This window comes from Micromonospora sp. DT178 (assembly GCF_049841695.1).
Taxonomy (GTDB): domain Bacteria; phylum Actinomycetota; class Actinomycetes; order Mycobacteriales; family Micromonosporaceae; genus Micromonospora.
In genome coordinates, this window is sequence record NZ_JBNCKV010000029.1 from 51,477 (window position 1) to 69,304 (window position 17,828).

The following is a 17,828-nucleotide window of genomic DNA, read 5'->3' on the forward strand; positions in this document are numbered from 1 at the left end:
CCGTCGGATCAGCCCTCCGCGGCGAGGAGCTGGTTGACCTTGTCTTCGGCCGTCTTGAGCAGCGCGTCGATGTTCGCGTTCGGGTTGGTCAACACCCCGGACATCGCCGCGTCGAGCACCGCGTAGATCGCCTGCGCGTTCCGCGGTTCGCCCTTGATCGGCACCGGGTTGGCCTCGAAGAGCGCGAAGTTCGCGGTGTCGACGTTCGCGTTCGCCTTACGCAGCTCGAGCTCCTGCTTCTGCGCCTCGCTGCCATTGGCGAAGAGCAGCGGCTGGGGCAGGCCGACCGGGTAGTTCTGCGGCTTGGCCCGGACGTAGTCGAACTGGCCCTTGCCCGGCGTCAGCTTCTGGTAGGCGATCCACTTCAGACCGGCCTTGACCTGCTCCGGGGAGAGGCCCTTCTTGAAGAAGTAGCCCTCGCCGCCACCGAGCGTCGCCTTCCCCGGGCCGTCCTGGCCGGGCAGCGGCGCCATCGCCCAGTCCTGGAACTTGCCCTGGAACTGGCTGACGATCGCCTGGGTGGCGTCCGGCGCGCCGATGAACATGCCCACCTTGCCCGCGGCGGCGTTGGTCAGCAGGTCGCCCCACTGGAGCAGCTGGCGGCTGCCCATGCTGTTGTCGCCGTACCGCATGTCCTTGAGGTTCTGCAGGACCTGCTTGCCCATCGCGTTGTTGAAGTCGGCCTTCTTGCCGTCCTCGGTCAGCACCTGGCCGCCCTGCGAGTAGAGCAGGGAGGTGAAGTGCCAGCCGCCGGTGTTGCCGGCGCTGTACTCCGAGTAGCCGGCGATGCCGTTGCCGAGCGCGGAGATCTTCTTGGCCGCCGCCCGGACCTCGGGCCACGTCTTGGGCGGGTTGTTGACGTCGAGCCCCGCCTGCTGGAACAGGGCCTTGTTGTAGACCAGGCCCATCGAGTAGTTCTTCGCCGGGACGGCGTAGAGCTTGCCGCCGTCGCTGAAGACCTCCTTGAGCGCCGGGTCGACGCTGTCCCAGGTGGGGACCGTGTCCTTGTTGGCGTACTCGGTGATGTCCATCGCCTGGCCGGAGTCCAGCACCTGCTGGAGGTCGGTCATGTACCCGTAGAACAGGTCGGTCACGGTGCCGCCGGCCAGGCGGGCGGTGAAGTCCGGCGGGTTGTTGCACTGCTCGCCGACGCTCACGCTCTTGATGACGATGTCGGGGTTCTGCCGCTGGAATTCGGCGACGTCGTCGTTCCAGTTCTTCAACAGCTCTTTCTGGGAGCCGACCGGCTGGCAGTCGACGGTGACGGTGACCTTGCCGCCTGCGCTGCCTGTCGCGTCGTCGCTCTTCGTCGAACAGGCCGCAAGGCTGAGCCCCAGGCCGGCCACGAGCGCCAACGCCGCAGTCTTCCGGTACTGCGGTACGGACATCTGTCCATCCCTTCGGGAACGGTGTCTCCATGACCTGCGCTGATGCCCGGTGGTCGTCACCGCGCCGATGCGCCGTCACTGATCTGCATCTGCTGAGCGGCCTGGCCCCGGGCAGCTGCGTCGGGGCCAGGTGTGAGTGGGGTCACTGTAGCCAAGCGAACTTGTTCCAGCAAGGTATCGATCCCGTGCTGAAAAGACGAGACTTTGAAACGGCAGATTCTGACAGGATCTTGGAAGGCCGCCGAGTTGCGGCTTTGGCCCGGTTGGTTCCGGTCAACGGGCGCCGCCAGACGACGGAACGGCCGCCGACCGCGGTCAGCGGTCGACGGCCGTTCCGTCGTTCAGGTGGGCGGGGCGCTCTCGGGTCAGCGGCCGGGGGCGGGCGCGGTGGAGCCGCGTACGACCAGCTCGGGCTCGAACAGCAGCTCGTCGTGCAGCACGCCGGCGCCCTCGATCTGGGTGACCAGCAGGTCCACCGCGGCCTGCCCCATCGTCTCGATCGGCTGCCGCACGGTGGTCAACGGCGGGTCGGTGCAGGTCATGAAGGCGGAGTCGTCGAAGCCCACCACCGACACGTCGGTCGGCACCACACGCCCCAGCCGCCGGGCGGCCCGGATGGCGCCCAGGGCCAGCACGTCGCTGGCGCAGATGATGCCGGTCACGCCGCGCTCGACCAGCTTGGTCGCGGCGACCCGCGCCCCTTCCATGGAGAAGCTGGAGCGCTCCACGTACGTCGTGTCGTCGCCCCAGCCCGCCGCCTGGGCCATCGCGTCCAGCTTGCGCCGGGACGGCACGTGCCCCTCCGGGCCGAGCACCATCCCGATCCGGTCGTGCCCGAGCGAGCGCAGGTGCCCGTACGCCTGCTCCACCGCCACCGCGTCGTCGGTGGAGACCCGGGGGAAGCCCAGCTCGTCCACACCCGCGTTGACCAGCACCACCGGCAGGCCCCGGTCGGTCAGCCGGCGGTAGTGGTCGTGCCGGGCGTCGGCGAGCGCGTACGAACCACCGGCGAAGATCACCCCGGAGACCTGGTGGTCGAGGAGCATCTCCACGTAGTCCATCTCGGAGACACCGCCGATGGTGCGGGCGCAGAGCGCCGGGGTGAAGCCGCGCTGGGCGAGGGATCCGGTGACCACCTCGGCGAGCGCCGGGAAGATCGGGTTCTGCAACTCGGGCAGCACCAGCCCGACCAGCCGGGCACGCTCGCCGCGCAGCTTGGTCGGCCGCTCGTAGCCGAGCACGTCCAGCGCGGTCAGCACGGCCGTCCGGGTCGCCTCGGAGACCCCGTCCCGACCGTTGAGCACCCGGCTGACGGTGGCCTCGCTGACGCCCGCCTTCTTGGCAACTTCGGTCAACCGTTTCGTCACGGCCGCAATCGTACGTCACCTCGGTGAAAGAAATGGGCAGCCATCTGCCGGGCGATTGCGTTGCGCTGCCGCGCGCTGCCCGCCATCCGGCATCCGACGTGCGGCCCGCCCGTCAGGACATGTCGCGCAACGCGTCCTCGATCGCCCGGTGGAAGGTCGGGTACGCGTAGATCATCTGCCGGAGGCGGGCGATCGGCACGGCCGCGTGCACCGCCACCGCCAGACCGGAGAGCACCTCGCCACCGGCCGGCCCCACCGAGGTCGCGCCGATCAACACGCCCCGGTCGGCGTCCGCGACCAGCTTGACGAAGCCCTCGTTGCCGGCCTTGTGGATCCAGCCCCGGGCCGACGACGGCAACCGGGCGAGGCCGACCTGCACGTTGACGCCCCGCTCGCGGGCCTGCGACTCGGTGAGGCCGACCGCGCCGACCTCGGGGTCGGTGAAGGTCACCCGGGGCAGCGCCCGGTAGTCGGCGCGCGGCACCGCAGCGGCGGAGCCGCCCACGCCGGTGGCACCCGACGCGCCGCCCGTCGCGTTCGCGGTGCCGCTGGGGTCGGGCCCGCCGTCGGCGCGCCGGGCGTGGGCGAGCACGTCGGCGACGACGATTCCCGCCTGGTACATCGCGACGTGCGTGAACGCCCCCTCGCCGGTGACGTCGCCGACCGCCCAGATCCCCTCGGTGACGTGCAGCCGGTCGTCCACCGTCAGGTAGCGCCGGCCGGCGTCCACCCCGACGGTGTCCAGGCCCAGCTCGTCCAGGTGGGCCCGGCGGCCGGTCACCACCAGCAGCCGCTCGGCGGTGAACTCCGCCCCGCCGGCGGCGTACAGGGTGAAGCCCCGCCCGTCGTGGCCCACCCGCTGCGCCTGCACCCCGGTGTGGATCTCCACCCCGTCGGCGCGCAGCGCGGCGGCGGCCACCTCGGACGCCTCGGGCTCCTCGACGGCGAGCACCCGGTCCAGGGCCTCGACCACGGTGACCCGGACCCCGAACCGGGCGAAGACCTGCGCCAGCTCCAGCCCGATCGCCCCGCCGCCCAGCACCAGCAGCGACTCCGGCAGCTCCTCGACCTCGATCGCCTGCCGGTTGGTCCAGTACGGCGTGTCGGCCAGCCCGTCGACCGGCGGCACGGACGGCTTGGTGCCGGTGCCCAGCACGATCCCGTGCCGGGCCTGGAAGACCCGCTCGCCCACCCGGACCCGGCCGGGGCCGTCGAGCCGGGCGCTGCCCCGGACGAACCGCCCGCCCTTGCCGGTGAACCGCCGCACCGCGACCGTGTCGTCCCAGGTGTCGGTGGCCTCCTCGCGGATCCGCTTCGCCACCGGCGCCCAGTCGGGCCGGACCTCGGCGGTGCCCGCGAGCCCCTCCACGCGGCGGGCCTCGGCGATCGCGTTGGCCGCGCGGATCATCATCTTGCTCGGCACACACCCCCAGTACGGGCACTCCCCGCCGACCAGGTCGCGCTCGACGCCGACGACGGTCAGCCCCGCCTCGGCGAGCCGCCCGGCCACCTCCTCGCCGCCGACCCCGAGCCCGATCACGACCACGTCCACCAGTTCCGGATCCGCCATTCCGCCAGCATCGCGCACCGCCCGACGGCCGGCCAGCCGGTCGCACCGGAAATCCGCTGCCCGCGGACGTCCCGGCCTCCTACCGTGACCGGATGCGCACCCGCTTCTCCGCCGTGCACGACTGCTTCGCCGAACTGCTCGCCGAGGGCCGGGAGACCGGGGCCGGCCTGGCGATCTGGTACGACGGCGAGCCGGTGGTCGACGTCGGCGGCGGCGAGCGGTCACCGGGGCGGCCGTGGCTGCCGGACACGCTGGTGAACGTCTACTCCGTCGCCAAGCCGGTCGCCGCGCTCTGCCTGCTGGCGCTGGTCGACCGGGGCCGGCTCGACCTGGACGACCCCGTCGCCGACCACTGGCCGGGCTTCCGCGCCCCGGCCACCGTCCGCCAGGTGTTGACGCACACCGCCGGGCTGCCGGCCTTCCCGGTGCCCCGACCGGCCGCCGCCGTCGCCGACTGGGACCTGCTCTGCGCCGACCTCGCCGCCGCCGAGCCGGAGTGGCCGCCGGGGTCCGTCGCGGGCGAGCACGCCTGGACGTACGGGCACCTGGTGGGCGAGCTGGTGCGGCGGGTCGACGGGCGGTCGGTGGGCCGCTTCCTGGCCGAGGAGATCGCCGGGCCGTGGCGGCTGGACCTCGGCTTCGGCCTCGGCGCGGCGGACCAGCGGCGCTGCGCCGACCTGCGGTACGGCGATCCGGGGTGGCCGGACCGGGTGGCGGGCGAGCCGGGTTCGCTCTGGGCGCGGGCGCTGGACAACCCGCCCGGCGGGCGGGACCTGTCGGTGGTGAACAGCCCGCTCTGGCGCGGCGCCGAGGTGCCGGCCGTCAACCTGCACTCGACGGCGGGCGCACTGGCCCGCCTCTACGCGGGACTGCTCGCCGGCGGCGTCCTCGACGGCGTACGGCTGTTCAGCCGGGAACTGGTGGCCGAGGCGACCCGGGTCCAGTACGACGGCGACGACCTGCTGCTCGGCCGGCGGACCCGCTGGACGCTGGGCATGCAGTGGGAGGAGGACGGCAGCTGGGGCATGGGCGGGATCGGCGGCAGCTCCGCCTGGGCCGATCCCGGGCGCGGCTACACCTTCGCCTACGCCACGTCCCACCTGGCCGACCACGACCGGGTCGACGCCCTGGCGGACGCCCTGCACTCCTGCCTCTGACGGCACAGCCGGTGACCGTCGCCGGGCGCCGATCCGGCGAGCGCCGCCGACTGGCCGTGACTGCCGTCAGCCTTCGCGGACAGGGCTGACGGTCAGCGGCGGGAGGCCGTCACGGGGCCGGCACGGCCAGCGGGCCGGGCACCAGGGCGGGCCCGGGGATCACCACCGGCGCGCCGACGGGGGTGAGCAGGGCGCGGGCGGCCACCGCCAGCCGGCGGCGCTGCGGCACCAGCGCCCGGTCGACGAAGACGTCGTAGTCCCGGGCGGCCACCTCGTCCAGGATCCCGCCGTACAGCGCGTACGCGGTGCGCATGCAGGCCTGCGAGGCGGGCGCGAGCAGGGTGATCCCGGGGGCCGCGGCGGCGTAGTGCGCTTGGGCGCGGGTCACCTCGTACGCGATCAGGTCCCGGATCCGCGACGTGGCGCGGCCCCGGGCGCGCGCCTCGGCCAGGTCCTCGCGGGTGACGCCGAACAGGGCCAGGTCGTCGTCGGGCAGGTAGGTTCGCCCCCGGTCGAGGTCCTCGGCCACGTCCCGGATGAAGTTGGTGAGCTGGAAGGCGAAGCCGAGCTGGCGGGCCGGCTCCCGGGCCGCCGCCGGGTCGGAGCTGCCCAGGATCGGCAGCATCATGGTGCCGATCACCGCCGCCGAACCCTCCATGTAGTCGAGCAGGTGGTCGTAGGTGCGGTACGAGGTGACCGTCAGGTCCATCGCCATGCTCTTGAGAAACGACGCGAAGTCGTCCCGGTCGAGATCGAAGACGGCGATCGTGTGCAGCACGGCGGGGAGCAGCGGGTCGTCCACCGGTTCGCCGTGCAGTCCGGCGACGAAGCGGCCGGCCCAGTCGTCGAGCCGGGCGGCGCGCTCGGCCGGGGGAAGCTCCTCGGTGCGGTCGACGATCTCGTCCGCGTAGCGCGTGAATCCATACAAGGCGTGCACATGCCGCCGTTTCCAAGCGGGCAGCAACCGGGTGGCGAGATAGTAGGTGCGGCCGTGCCGTCGGTGCAGCTCACGGCAGTGGCCATAGGCCGCGGTGAGATCGGTGTCCACCGGCCCTCCTCATTAAACGACGCACGAATCGACGCAACTCGTAAGCCTAGGGTACGCTCAGCCACATGGCCAACGACGCAGTTGCGGGTAACTCGCTCCGCGTGGCCCCCGCCGGCCCGACAGACGGGGACGACCCGGTCCGGGCGGTCCTGGCCGCGTACACGAAGGACCTGGTCACGGCGGTGGAGGGCAGCCTCGCCACCTTCCTGTCCACCGAGGTCGACGCGCTGAGGGAGATCGACGCGGCGATGGGCGGATTCGCCGCGACGGCGCGCGACTGCGTGCTGGCCGGCGGCAAGCGCGTCCGCCCCACGTTCGCCTACTGGGGGTGGCGCGGCGCGCCGGGCGGCACGGGTCCGCTGCCTGCGGTGCTGCCCGCGTTCGCCGCCCTGGAGCTGCTGCACACCTTCGCCCTCGTCCAGGACGACGTGATGGACGCCTCCGCCACCCGCCGTGGCCGGCCGACCGCGCACGTGGCGCTGGCCAACCGGCACGCCGCCGCCGGCCACCGGGGCGACCCGCGTCGGTTCGGCGAGGCGGTCGCGGTGCTGATCGGCGACCTCTGCATGGTCTGGGCCGACCGGCTCCTCGCCCGCGCGACGCTGCCGCCGGCCCACCTGCTCGACGTCCGGCGCTGCTACGACCAGATGCGCGTGGAGACGATTGCCGGGCAGTACCTCGACGTGCTCGGCGAGAGCGACGCGGCGAACTGGTCGGTCGACCGGGCGCTGCGGGTCGCCCGCTACAAGACCGCGAGCTACACGGTGCAGCGGCCGCTGCTCTTCGGCGCCTGCCTGGCCGGCGTCGGCGGCGACGCCCCGCTGACCGCCGCGTACACCCGCTACGGGCTCGCCGTCGGCGAGGCGTTCCAGCTCCGCGACGACCTGCTCGGGGTCTACGGCGATCCGGCGAGCACCGGCAAACCGGCCGGCGACGACCTGCGCACCGGCAAGCCGACCGTGCTGCTCATGCTGGCCCGGCAGCTCGCCACGCCGACCCAGCGGCGCGCGCTGGACGGGGTCGGCGCCGACGTGGGGGACGCGGAGGTCGCCCGCCTCGCCGAACTGGTCGCCGACACCGGGGCGGTCGACCGGGTCGAACGCATGATCTCCGACCGGGTCACCGAGGCGCTGACCGCGCTCGGCACCGCGTCGCTCGACGAGACCGCGCGCACCGCGCTGACCGGCCTCGCCACCGCCGCCACCAACCGGCGGGCATGATGGGCAACTTCGCACAAGGAGGTGGTCGCGTGCGCACCGTCGACGGGCGTACGGACCGGGTGGTCGTCGTCGGCGCCGGGCTGGGTGGGCTGGCCTGCGCGCTGCACCTGGCGGGCAGCGGTCGGCAGGTGACCGTGCTGGAGCGCGAGCCGGTACCGGGCGGCCGGGCCGGCCGGCTCGGCGTGGACGGCTACGAGTTCGACACCGGGCCCACCGTGCTCACCATGCCCGACCTGATCGCCGAGGCGCTCGGCGCGGTCGGCGAGGAGCTGGACGACTGGCTCGACCTCACCCCGCTCGACCCGGCCTACCGGGCGTACTACCCGGACGGGTCGACGCTCGACGTCATCACGGACACCACCCGGATGGCCGCCGAGATCGCCCGGGTCTGCGGCCCGCGCGAGGCCGACGGCTACCTGCGCTTCGTCGACTACGCCCGCAAGCTCTGGCAGTGGGAACGCGCCGACTTCATCGAGCGCAACCTGGACGCGCCCACCGACCTGCTCACCGGCAACCTGGTCAAGCTGCTGGCCGGCGGCGCCTTCCGGCGGCTCCAGACGAAGATCAACCAGTTCTTCCGGGACCCGCGCACCCAGCGGATCTTCTCCTTCCAGGCGATGTACGCCGGCCTCGCGCCGCACGACGCGCTGGCCATCTACGCGGTCATCGCGTACCTCGACTCGGTGGCCGGGGTCTACTTCCCGCGCGGCGGCATCCACGCGGTCTCCCGCGGCATGGCCGGCGCCGCCGAGAAGCACGGCGTCCAGATCCGCTACGACACGACGGTGACCCGGGTGGAGACCGCCCACGGCCGGGCCACCGGCGTGGTGACCGCCGACGGCGAGCTGATCCCGGCCGACGTGGTCGTGCTCAATCCCGACCTGCCGGTCGCCTACCGCGACCTGCTGCCGCCGGGCCGCCCGCGCAGGCTCACCTACTCCCCTTCCTGCGTGGTCCTGCACGTCGGGTCGACGCAGGGGTATGGGAAGATCGCCCACCACAACATCCACTTCGGACGGTCGTGGAAGGGCACCTTCGATGAGGTCATCCGGCGGGGCGAGCTGATGAGCGACCCGTCCCTGCTGGTCACCAACCCGAGCCGGACCGACCCGTCGGTGGCCCCGGCCGGGCGGCACACCTACTACGTGCTCGCCCCGGTGCCCAACCTCGACCGGGCGCCGTTCGACTGGCGGGGCGACCTCACCCAGCGCTACGCCGACCAGCTCGTCGGGACCCTGGAGGAACGCGGTTACGTCGGCTTCGGCGCTGGCGTCGAGGTGCTGCGTGCCGTGACCCCGGCCGAGTGGGCGGAGCAGGGCATGGCCGCCGGCACCCCGTTCGCCGCCGCCCACAGCCTCTTCCAGACCGGCCCGTTCCGCCCGTCGAACCTGCACCGGACCCTGTCGAACGTCGTCTTCGTCGGCTCGGGCACCCAGCCCGGCGTCGGCGTGCCCATGGTGCTCATCTCCGGCAAGCTCGCCGCCGGCCGCATCACCGGGGGATCCTGATGGCCCTCCCCCTCGGACCCTGGAGACACCTGCCGTGACCACCCGCGAGAAGCATCTCGTCGAGCTCGTCGACGACGCCGGGCGGCCACAGGGCGAGACCACCGTGGCCGCCGCCCACCAGCCCCCGGGGCAGCTCCACCGCGCCTTCTCGGTGCTGCTCGTCGACCCCGACGGCCGGGTGCTGCTGCAACGGCGGGCACCGGTGAAGACCCGCTTCCCGCTGCGCTGGGCCAACTCGTGCTGCGGCCACCCGACGCCGGGCGAGTCCCTCGTCGAGGCCGCCAACCGCCGGCTGCGCGAGGAGCTCGGCGCCGACCCGGTCGAGCTGACCGAGGTCGGGGTGTACGTCTACTACGCCGAGGACCCGACCACCGGCCGGGTGGAGTTCGAGTACGACCACGTCCTGCGGGGCCGGTTCCGGCCGGGCAGCCCGCTGCTGCCCGACCCCGACGAGGTGGCCGAGCTGCGCTGGGTGGACCCCACCACGCTGGCGGCCGACCTCGACGCCGACCCCCGCGCGTACGCACCGTGGCTGGGCGGGGTGGTGAACCGGCTGCTGGCCCCCTCGGGGCCGGCCGTCGGCCCGCCGGATCCGGCCGCCACCCCGCCCGGCCCGCCGGCGGACGACGCGTCGGAGCGGTCGGGTGGCCGATGAGGCGCTGAGCGCGGGAGCCGTCGCCCGACGGCTGGGCGTCGCCGTGACCACCCTGCGCACCTGGCACCAGCGCTACGGCCTCGGGCCCAGCGAGCACGTACCCGGGCACCACCGGCGCTACACGCCGGCCGACCTCGCGCGCCTGGAGATCATGCGACGGCTCACCGCCCAGGGGGTCACCCCGGCGGAGGCGGCCCGCTGGGCCCGCCGGGCGCCGGACGCCGTGCCCGCCGACGCCGCCGTACGCCCACGGGTGCGCGCCGTCGCCGGCCGGGACGGCGGCGGGTCGACCATCCCCGTCGGCCGGGCCGGACCGGCGGCCCGGGGGCTCGCCCGCGCCGCCATGCGGCTGGACGCGGTCGCGATCGGCGAGACGATCGCCCGGGCCGTCCAGGCGGACGGCGTGATCGCCACCTGGGACGGGCTGCTGCGCCCCGTGCTCTTCGGCATCGGGGAACGGCACGCCGCCACCGGTGGCCTGGTCGAGGTCGAGCACCTGATGTCGCGCTGCGTCTCGGAGGCGTTCGCGGTGGCCGCCCGGGCCGGCGCGCCCGCCGGCCCGCCGCGCATCGTGCTCACCTGCGCCGACGAGGAGCAGCACACCCTGCCACTGGAGGCGCTCGCAGCCGCGCTCGCCGAGGCCGGGGTCGGCTACCGGATGCTCGGCGCCCGGATGCCGCTGCCCGCGCTGCTCGAGGCCGTCAACCGGACCGGGCCGGCCGCCGTGGTGATCTGGTCGCACAGCCGGGCCACCGCCGACCCCGCCCAGCTCAACGCCCTGCTCGCCGCGCCCCGCCGGCCGCTGCTGGTGCTCGCCGCCGGGCCGGGCTGGCTGGCGGACTCGCTGCCCGCCGGGGTGGTGCGGCCGGTCGACCTCACCGAGGCGGTCTCGCTGGCGCTCGCCCTCCGCGACTCCCTGGACCAGGCGACGACGGACTGACCGGGGGTGCCGGGGGCGGGACGCCGTCCACTAGCGTCGGGAGGTCCGCCGACCCCGACCCCTCCGGGAGCGAACGATGCGCGCACGCGCCGTGCTGGCCACCGCTCTGGCCCTGCTCCTCCTCGGCGGCTGCGGCGACGGCACCGCGACCGATCGGCGGGCCGCCGGTCCCGACCCCGTCGCCTCGGCCCCGCTGCCGGCCGAGCCGGCTCCGTCGGCCACCCCGCGACCGACCCGCACCGCCCCGCCCCGGCCCCTGGTCCGCCCGCTGCCGGCGAAGCTGCCGGCGGGGCTGCGCCGCACGACCGGCGTACGGACCGTGGCGTTGACCTTCGACGACGGGCCCGACCCGGCCTGGACGCCGAAGGTCCTCGACCGCCTCCGGGCGGCCCGGGTCACCGCCACCTTCTGCGTGGTGGGTACGCAGGCCCGACGTCACCCCGAGCTGGTCCGACGGATCGTGCGGGAGGGCCACCAGCTCTGCAACCACAGCTGGAACCACGACCTGGACCTGGCCCGGCGGCCGGTCGCCGACATCCGGCGGGACCTCGTCCGCACCAACGCGGCGATCCGGGCGGCGGTGCCGGGCGCCAAGGTGCCGTTCTACCGGCAGCCGGGGGGCCGGTGGACGCGGGAGGTGGTGACGGTCGCCGGGCAGCTCGGCATGCGGTCGCTGCACTGGAACGTCGACCCGCAGGACTGGGGCAAGCCGACCGCCGCGACGATCGCCAAGCGGGTACGCGCCGCGGCCCGGCCCGGCTCGGTCGTGCTGCTGCACGACGGGGGCGGCAATCGGGCGGCCACGTTGGCCGCCTGCCCCCACCTGATCACCGACCTGAAGCGCCGCTACGGCGTCGCCCGACTCCGCTAGGCCCCTCTGACCTGCGGATTTGTCCGCCGTTGTGGCTAGGGCCATACCGGTTTGGTCGAGAGACCGACCATCACGTAAGCTATCCAAGCCTCCGGCGGGGCCGGATGGGAGCAAGTCCGCTTGAAGTTGCGAGTGTGCAATGATGGCGGGGCCGCCCTCATCGTCTAGCGGCCCAGGACGCCGCCCTTTCAAGGCGGTAGCACGGGTTCGAATCCCGTTGGGGGCACGGTCCGGCTTCGGCCGGAGGCAACAAAGCTAGGTCCTGTGGAGCAGTTGGAGTGCTCGCCGCCCTGTCAAGGCGGAGGTCGCGGGTTCAAGTCCCGTCAGGACCGCCAGCGGAGAACGCCGCGCCCTGCGCGGCGTTCTGCGTATCGGGGCATGTGACCCTCCCGGCGGAGAACCCGCCCTGCGGGTAGCATGAACCGAGCAACACGGCCAGGTAGCTCAGTTGGTACGAGCGTCCGACTGAAAATCGGAAGGTCGGCGGTTCGACCCCGCCCCTGGCCACATAGCCTTTCGCCGGGCTAAAGAGGTCCCCACCTGCGGAAACGCCGGTGGGGATCTTCTTGTAAGCCCTCCTGACGCATCGACCAGCGTTGCTCGTGGTTGCCCGCTCTTGACCGGTGGTCGCCGCCGCTCGTTGCACGTTCGCTGCACGCGCTCCTGCGGTTCGAAGCTGAAGCTGGTCCCCGGGAAAGCCTGGGCGCTAACGTGCCGTATGCCGGTTATCGATCTGGATGCGCCGCCGCGCAGCTCGCCGCCTACTCGACGTGCGCACCCTCGGTTCATCAATGCGGCCGTGGTGGTGCTGGGCCTTACCTGCCTCACAGGCGAGCCGACGACGGACCGCCTGGAGACGCCCCTGCCGGCTGGACCGCTGAGAGTGTGCGGGTCCCCTTCTGCGCAGCCAGATCACACGGTGACTCGGGCGGCCATACATCGGCGTGTTGAGATCGTCATCGACTCTGAGACCGGCCACATCATTTCAGCGCGATGCGAAACATCTCAGCTTCCTCGCTGACACTGAGCCTCATTGCGAACGCCGCGCGCCGCTTCCCCGCTGCTGCCATCCCTGGTGATCTCCTCGGTGAGTGCGACGACCCGTCGGGCGAGTCCGGCCAGTGCAGCAGCGGTGGCGTGTTCCGGGTCGTTGAGGCGGGTCGGGTCGATGGTGAGGGCGGTGCAGCGTGTGACCAGGACGGCTCCGCTGAGCTTGGTCAGCTTCGCCCGCAGAACTTCCGGTGCGGCGGCGACCAGGCCGCGCATCTGGTTGATCGCCGCCGTGCGGGCCTTGACCGCCCTCTGGCGGGCTACTCGCAGGGCGCGGATGGCTTCGACAGGTCCGCTGCGGGTCTTGGGCGTGCCCATGGCGGTGCCCGCGAGGGTGGCCCTGGCGGCGTCGATGGCGTCGATCAGGTCGGACTTGCCCTTGCTCCGGCGGGTCCTGCGATCCGGGCGGTCGACCTCGACAACGGTGATCTTTTGGCTGGTCAGGTGGCGGGCCAGGCCGGCGCCGTAGCTGCCGGTGCCCTCGACGCCGACGGCGATCAGCCGGCCGAACGAGCGCATCCAGGCCAGCAGGTCCGCATAGCCGGCGGCGGTCGCCGGGAACTCAGCGTCACCCAGGAGGCCGCCCGTGCTGTCGATGACCGCCGCGTGGTGGGTGTCGCGGTGGGTGTCAACACCGCCGATGACCGATCGCTTCTTCGCTGCCATGCTGGTGAGGTCCGCCCTTCTCGGTCGCGTCGAGAACACGTGGACACGTCACCGGTCAGGCGATGCGGACAACACAGTGGTGGGCGCCTCTCGCACAGGCTCCTATCAAGTCACGACGCCTGGCCGGTGACATGCAGATGTCGAGGTCACCGAGTCGGCCGACGAATCGGGATAAGGACAGCAAGCGTCGGTCTGCCGGTGAGTCAGACCAACCCGGCGACCCACCCCACTATCCTCACTGTCTGCCGCCGACCCACACACCCTGGCCCTGATCTGCTCGGCTTGCCTGGGTCGGTGGTAGTGGGGATGGCAGCTCCCAACCACCCACCCACCGCAACCGTTCGGCAACTCCATCCTGGAGTCGTCTGGCCCCCGCCGGAGGCACAAGCTCTAACCCCGTCCCCTTCCTCATCCCTCGCCCCCTCTACCACCCTTGCCCCTTCCCTCCCTGGGGCCTCAGCGGCTTCGTGCGAGCCGTTCGGCAACTCCGTCCTGCCCGTGGTGGCTCCGGCCCTCCGTGGGCCTCTGGAACGTCGGAGAACGGGTTGAACGGGTTAAGGCGTGTCCGACTGGCACTGGGTCACACCGGGACTCGTCACCGGGTCACCTCACTGCCCAGGGGTGACGCGCGGGGCAGGGCGTGGTTTGCGGGCCGGCTGACTTTCCGCCCCGGCGCCGTAGGCGGCCGGGGCGGCGGCTCCGTAGGAGCCGGTTGCCGCGCCCCGGCCCGCGCCGCGCGGAGCGCCTTGATCTAGTACAGGCCAATTCGGCAACAGATCACAGGCAGCTCTGTCCTGTCCCGGCTGATGCTTTACACCCGCGTCCCACCTGATGCTTGACAGTGGCCGTGTTCGGCTTCTTGATCGGTGATGTTTGCAGGCATCGCGAGGTCAGGGGGCCGGGATTGGCGCTGGTGCAGATGTCGGTGGTGGAGCAGCGGTATCGGGCGGTTCTCGCGGTGAAGGCCGGGGACCGGGTTGGCGAGGTCGCAGGGCGGATGGGGGTGTCGCGGCAGAGCGTTCACGCATGGCTGCGTCGCTATGACGAGGCGGGCCTGTCCGGGTTGCAGGACCGGTCGCACCGGCCGGATTCGTGCCCGCATCAGACGTCGCCGGAGGTGGAGGCTGCGGTGTGTGAGCTGCGGCGGGAACACCCGAGGTGGGGTGCGCGGCGGATCGCGTTCGAGTTAGGCCGCCGCGGCTGTCCGGGTCCGTTGCCGTCGCGGATGACGGTCTATCGGATTCTGGCCCGGCACGGGCTGCACGTGGCGGTCAAACGCCGTCGTGGTCGGGGTGACTATGTGCGGTGGGAACGGGCCCGGCCGATGGAGTTGTGGCAGATGGACATCGTCGGCGGAGTCGTGCTTGCCGACGGCTCCGAGGCCAAGGTGGTCACCGGGGTGGACGACCATTCTCGGTTCGCGGTGATCGCGAAGGTGGTGCGTCGGGCGACCGGGCGTGCGGTGTGTCTGGCCCTGGCGGAAGGGCTGGCCCGGTTCGGGGTGCCCGAGGAGCTGCTGACGGACAACGGCAAGCAGTTCACCGACCGGTTTGGCAGAGGCGGCGAGGTGCTGTTCGACCGGATCTGCCGGGAGAACGGCATCGTGCACCGGCTCACCCAGCCGGCCTCCCCGACCACCACCGGGAAGGTGGAACGCTTCCACCAGACGCTGCGCCGAGAACTACTCGACGACGCCGGCGTGTTCGCCGATCTGGAGGCGGCGCAGGCCGCGGTGGATGCGTTCCGGCACGAATACAACACCGACAGGCCGCACCAGTCCCTGGACATGGCGTTCCCGGCAGACCGGTTCCACCCTGCGGCCGGCCCAGACCAGCGGCTGATGCCGGTGAAGCTGCCCGGCTTCCTCGCCGACGCAGTCGGCGAGACCACACCGATCGCTTCCCCCCTGGACCTGGCCGCGCTAGCGACTGTCGACGACGCCGAACCGCCGCAGCCAGTCATTGACTACTGCGGTGGACCGGTCGAGTTCGACCGAGTCGTGCCGCCCTCGGGGAACCTTCAGATCGCCGGCAAACAGTTCTGGCTCGGCCCGACCCGCTCCGGCATCACGGTGACGTTCTGGGCCGACACCGACATCATCCACCTGCTCATCGCCGGCGCTCGGCTCAAGTCCGTGCGCTCACACCTGTCAGTGACTGACCTGGCCACGCTGGCCCGCAACGGTGGCCGCCCGGCAGGACCGTCACCGCTGCCCGTCGACACGGCAGGCCGCCCCGGCGTGGTGGAGGTCGAACGGACCGTCAACCGCTGCGGCAGCGTCTCCCTCGGCCAGCACATCGTCCTCGCCGCCGAGATCCTGGGCGGCCGCCGCGTCGGCATCCGCATCGACGCCAACACCCTGACGTTCTTCGACCTGGAAACCCGCCTACTCCTACGCACCCGCCCCAACCCGCTCACCCCAGACCAGGTGATCCGGCTACGAGGTGCCCGCCCCGCAGGACCGCCACCCCAACCGGCCACCGGGCCCACGCGGGTGCAGCGACGGGCCTCCAACAGCGGAGTCGTCATGGTCGTCGGTCAGAAGATCGCCCTCGGCCGCGTGCATGCCGGCAAGACCGTCGCCATCGACGTCACCGACACCGCCCTCACCGTCGAGTGCGACGATGGCCCCCGCACATTCCAGCGAACCAACGACCAACCGGTCCGCAGCATCAAAGCCCACCGACCACGCAAGACCGACCACCTTCCGGCCCGACGATGACCCTCCGAGAGGTGACGGCTATGGATCGTTTCGAAGGCCGCTGCTGGCTGGACTGGTGGGCCAACTCCTCCACGCTGTTCGACAGCGTGGAGGTGACCGCCGTAATCACTGCCAGCGACGCCGGCTGGGAAGCCTACGGCCGCCTGGTCAACGACAGTAACGAGGACCGAGACGACTTCGCGTTCCTTTGCGACCTCGATCCCGTCTTCACCCTGCGCTTCGAAGACGCAAGCACCATCGACGTCACCGTGCACCCCACCGACGACCATCGCCGGATCACCCTCACCGAATGACCAGGCCAGCTCATCACTCGGTCACCATCGCATCGATCCCAACCCGACCCAGGCCTCAAGCCCGCCTACGATGAAGCCTTCGGATCTTTCCTAGGCCACCCCGTCAAGCATCAGCTGAGACAGACACGTCAAGCATGTGGTGGGACTAGACAATCACAGGCAGCTCCTGTCCTCCGTCGGCTGATGTGCGACACGCGTCCGCCAGGTGATCTGCGACAGTGGTCGGTTTCGGCACTCTGGGCCCGACGTCTCCGCGGGGCGTCGGGACTCGGGGAGGCCGGGATTGGCGCTGGTTGTCTTGTCGGTTGTCGAGCAACGGTTGGACGCGGTTCGTGCGGTGCTGGCCGGGTCGGATGTGACGGAGGTAGCCGCCAACTGCGGGTTGCATCGGTCGACGGGTGCATCGGTGGGTGGGCCGGTATCTGACTGAGCAGTTGGCCGGGTTGGCTGACCGGTCGCATCGGCCGCACTCCTGCCCTGGTCAGGTGGCGGAGGCGGTTGAGGTCGCGGTGGCGGAGATACGCCGTGAGCATCCTCGGTGGGGGTCACGGCGGATCCGGTTGGAGATGCTGCGTAAGTCCGGCCCGTGGGTGGTCGAGGACGTGGTGGTGCCGTCGGAGCGGACGATCGATCGGATTCTTCAGCGGCAGGGTCTGTTGCGGGCCCGGCCCCGGAGGCGGCCGAAGGAGTCGTATCGGCGGTGGGAACGGCCCGCGCCGATGCAGTTGTGGCAGATGGACATCGTCGGTGGAGTGCAGCTGGTCAACCCGGCCACGGGTGTGGTGCGGGAGGCGAAGCTGGTCACCGCCGTTGACGACCACTCCCGGTACTGCGTGATCGCGAAGGTCGTGGAGAGGGCCACCGGCCGGGCGGTGTGTCTGGCCCTGGCGGAGGCCCTGGCCCGGTTCGGGGTCCCGGAGGAGATCATCACCCACAACGGCAAGCAGTTCACCGACCGGTTCGGCAAGTACCGGCCCCGCACCGGTGAGGTGCTGTTCGACAAGATCTGCCGCCACAACGGCATCACGCACCGGCTGACCGCACCCGCCTCACCCAACCAGAACGGCAAGGTGGAACGGTTCCAGGGCACCGTGCGCCCCGACTTCCTCGACACCGCCGACGCGTTCACCAGCCTGCAGGAAGCCCAGGCTGCGGTGGACGCTTACGTGCTGCACTACAACACCGACCGACCCCACCAGGCCCTCGATGCGAAGACACAGGTCACCCCGGCTGACCGGTTCCAGCCGGTTCCCGCGCAGCAACGGGCGCTGGTCGACCTGTGGCTGCCACCCACCCTGGACCCCGTCCCCGCCCCGGCCGGCATACCGTCACCGACACCGGACCAGCTCAACCGGCCGAGTCACCGCCAGCAT

The 17,828-nt window shown here is 72.0% G+C and carries 13 protein-coding genes, 3 tRNA genes and 1 pseudogene; 12 read left to right on the top strand and 5 right to left on the bottom strand.

Features of this window, described 5'->3' with window-relative positions; all coding sequences use genetic code 11:
- Nucleotides 1-8 precede the first annotated feature (8 nt).
- The 3 genes from ACLQ22_RS31070 to ACLQ22_RS31080 form a co-directional block, all read right to left on the bottom strand.
- Nucleotides 9-1,388: an ABC transporter substrate-binding protein gene (locus ACLQ22_RS31070; protein ID WP_425695444.1), complete on the bottom strand. Its 1,380-nt coding sequence runs from the start codon at nt 1,386-1,388 to the stop codon at nt 9-11.
- A 365-nt stretch (nt 1,389-1,753) separates the two neighbouring features.
- Entirely contained in the window at nt 1,754-2,755 is a 1,002-nt protein-coding gene (locus tag ACLQ22_RS31075; RefSeq protein WP_366641329.1) for a LacI family DNA-binding transcriptional regulator, read from the bottom strand.
- Nucleotides 2,756-2,867: 112 nt separating this feature from the next.
- On the bottom strand, nt 2,868-4,325 hold the full coding sequence (locus tag ACLQ22_RS31080) for a dihydrolipoyl dehydrogenase family protein (RefSeq protein ID WP_425695445.1): 1,458 nt from the start codon (nt 4,323-4,325) through the stop codon (nt 2,868-2,870).
- Nucleotides 4,326-4,417: 92 nt separating this feature from the next.
- On the opposite strand from ACLQ22_RS31080, the gene ACLQ22_RS31085 reads away from it, so the two are divergent.
- Complete coding sequence (locus tag ACLQ22_RS31085) at nt 4,418-5,482, top strand: serine hydrolase domain-containing protein (RefSeq protein ID WP_425695446.1); 1,065 nt, start codon at nt 4,418-4,420, stop codon at nt 5,480-5,482.
- 109 nt (nt 5,483-5,591) lie between these two features.
- Here the strand turns inward: ACLQ22_RS31085 and ACLQ22_RS31090 are convergent, their stop codons facing one another.
- Complete coding sequence (locus ACLQ22_RS31090; RefSeq protein WP_425695447.1) at nt 5,592-6,530, bottom strand: phytoene/squalene synthase family protein; 939 nt, start codon at nt 6,528-6,530, stop codon at nt 5,592-5,594.
- A 65-nt stretch (nt 6,531-6,595) separates the two neighbouring features.
- Here ACLQ22_RS31090 and ACLQ22_RS31095 point away from each other — a divergent pair, with 65 nt between their 5' ends.
- From ACLQ22_RS31095 to ACLQ22_RS31130, 8 genes are all read left to right on the top strand, one after another.
- On the top strand, nt 6,596-7,750 hold the full coding sequence (locus tag ACLQ22_RS31095; protein WP_425695448.1) for a polyprenyl synthetase family protein: 1,155 nt from the start codon (nt 6,596-6,598) through the stop codon (nt 7,748-7,750).
- On the top strand, nt 7,750-9,258 hold the full coding sequence (gene crtI / locus ACLQ22_RS31100; RefSeq protein ID WP_425695456.1) for a phytoene desaturase family protein: 1,509 nt from the start codon (nt 7,750-7,752) through the stop codon (nt 9,256-9,258). The genes ACLQ22_RS31095 and crtI overlap by 1 nt, the downstream gene beginning before the upstream one ends.
- Nucleotides 9,259-9,292: 34 nt before the next feature.
- Complete coding sequence (gene idi, locus ACLQ22_RS31105; RefSeq protein WP_425695449.1) at nt 9,293-9,913, top strand: isopentenyl-diphosphate Delta-isomerase; 621 nt, start codon at nt 9,293-9,295, stop codon at nt 9,911-9,913.
- Nucleotides 9,903-10,853 (top strand): MerR family transcriptional regulator, encoded by a 951-nt coding sequence (locus tag ACLQ22_RS31110; RefSeq protein WP_121397209.1) that lies wholly within the window; start codon nt 9,903-9,905, stop codon nt 10,851-10,853. The genes idi and ACLQ22_RS31110 overlap by 11 nt, the downstream gene beginning before the upstream one ends.
- A 76-nt stretch (nt 10,854-10,929) precedes the next feature.
- Nucleotides 10,930-11,724 carry a polysaccharide deacetylase family protein gene (locus ACLQ22_RS31115; protein WP_425695450.1) on the top strand — a complete coding sequence of 265 codons (795 nt, stop codon included), beginning with the start codon at nt 10,930-10,932 and terminating at the stop codon, nt 11,722-11,724.
- 153 nt (nt 11,725-11,877) lie between these two features.
- A tRNA-Glu gene (locus tag ACLQ22_RS31120) sits at nt 11,878-11,950 on the top strand.
- Between the two features lie 32 nt (nt 11,951-11,982).
- A tRNA-Asp gene (locus ACLQ22_RS31125) sits at nt 11,983-12,059 on the top strand.
- A 98-nt stretch (nt 12,060-12,157) separates the two neighbouring features.
- Nucleotides 12,158-12,231: transfer RNA gene (locus tag ACLQ22_RS31130), tRNA-Phe, on the top strand.
- 567 nt (nt 12,232-12,798) lie between these two features.
- On the opposite strand, the pseudogene ACLQ22_RS31135 reads toward ACLQ22_RS31130, so the two are convergent.
- Nucleotides 12,799-13,440, bottom strand: a pseudogene (locus ACLQ22_RS31135) (IS110 family transposase); the annotation flags it as partial.
- Nucleotides 13,441-14,359: 919 nt separating this feature from the next.
- On the opposite strand from ACLQ22_RS31135, the gene ACLQ22_RS31140 reads away from it, so the two are divergent.
- The 3 genes from ACLQ22_RS31140 to ACLQ22_RS31150 form a co-directional block, all read left to right on the top strand.
- The gene (locus ACLQ22_RS31140) at nt 14,360-16,162 is read left to right on the top strand and encodes an IS481 family transposase (RefSeq protein ID WP_425695457.1); all 1,803 of its coding nucleotides are present in this window, start codon (nt 14,360-14,362) and stop codon (nt 16,160-16,162) included.
- 20 nt (nt 16,163-16,182) lie between these two features.
- Nucleotides 16,183-16,455: a hypothetical protein gene (locus tag ACLQ22_RS31145; RefSeq protein WP_425695451.1), complete on the top strand. Its 273-nt coding sequence runs from the start codon at nt 16,183-16,185 to the stop codon at nt 16,453-16,455.
- A gap of 386 nt (nt 16,456-16,841) precedes the next feature.
- On the top strand, nt 16,842-17,828 hold a 987-nt coding region (locus ACLQ22_RS31150; protein ID WP_425695458.1), incomplete at its 3' end, for an IS481 family transposase.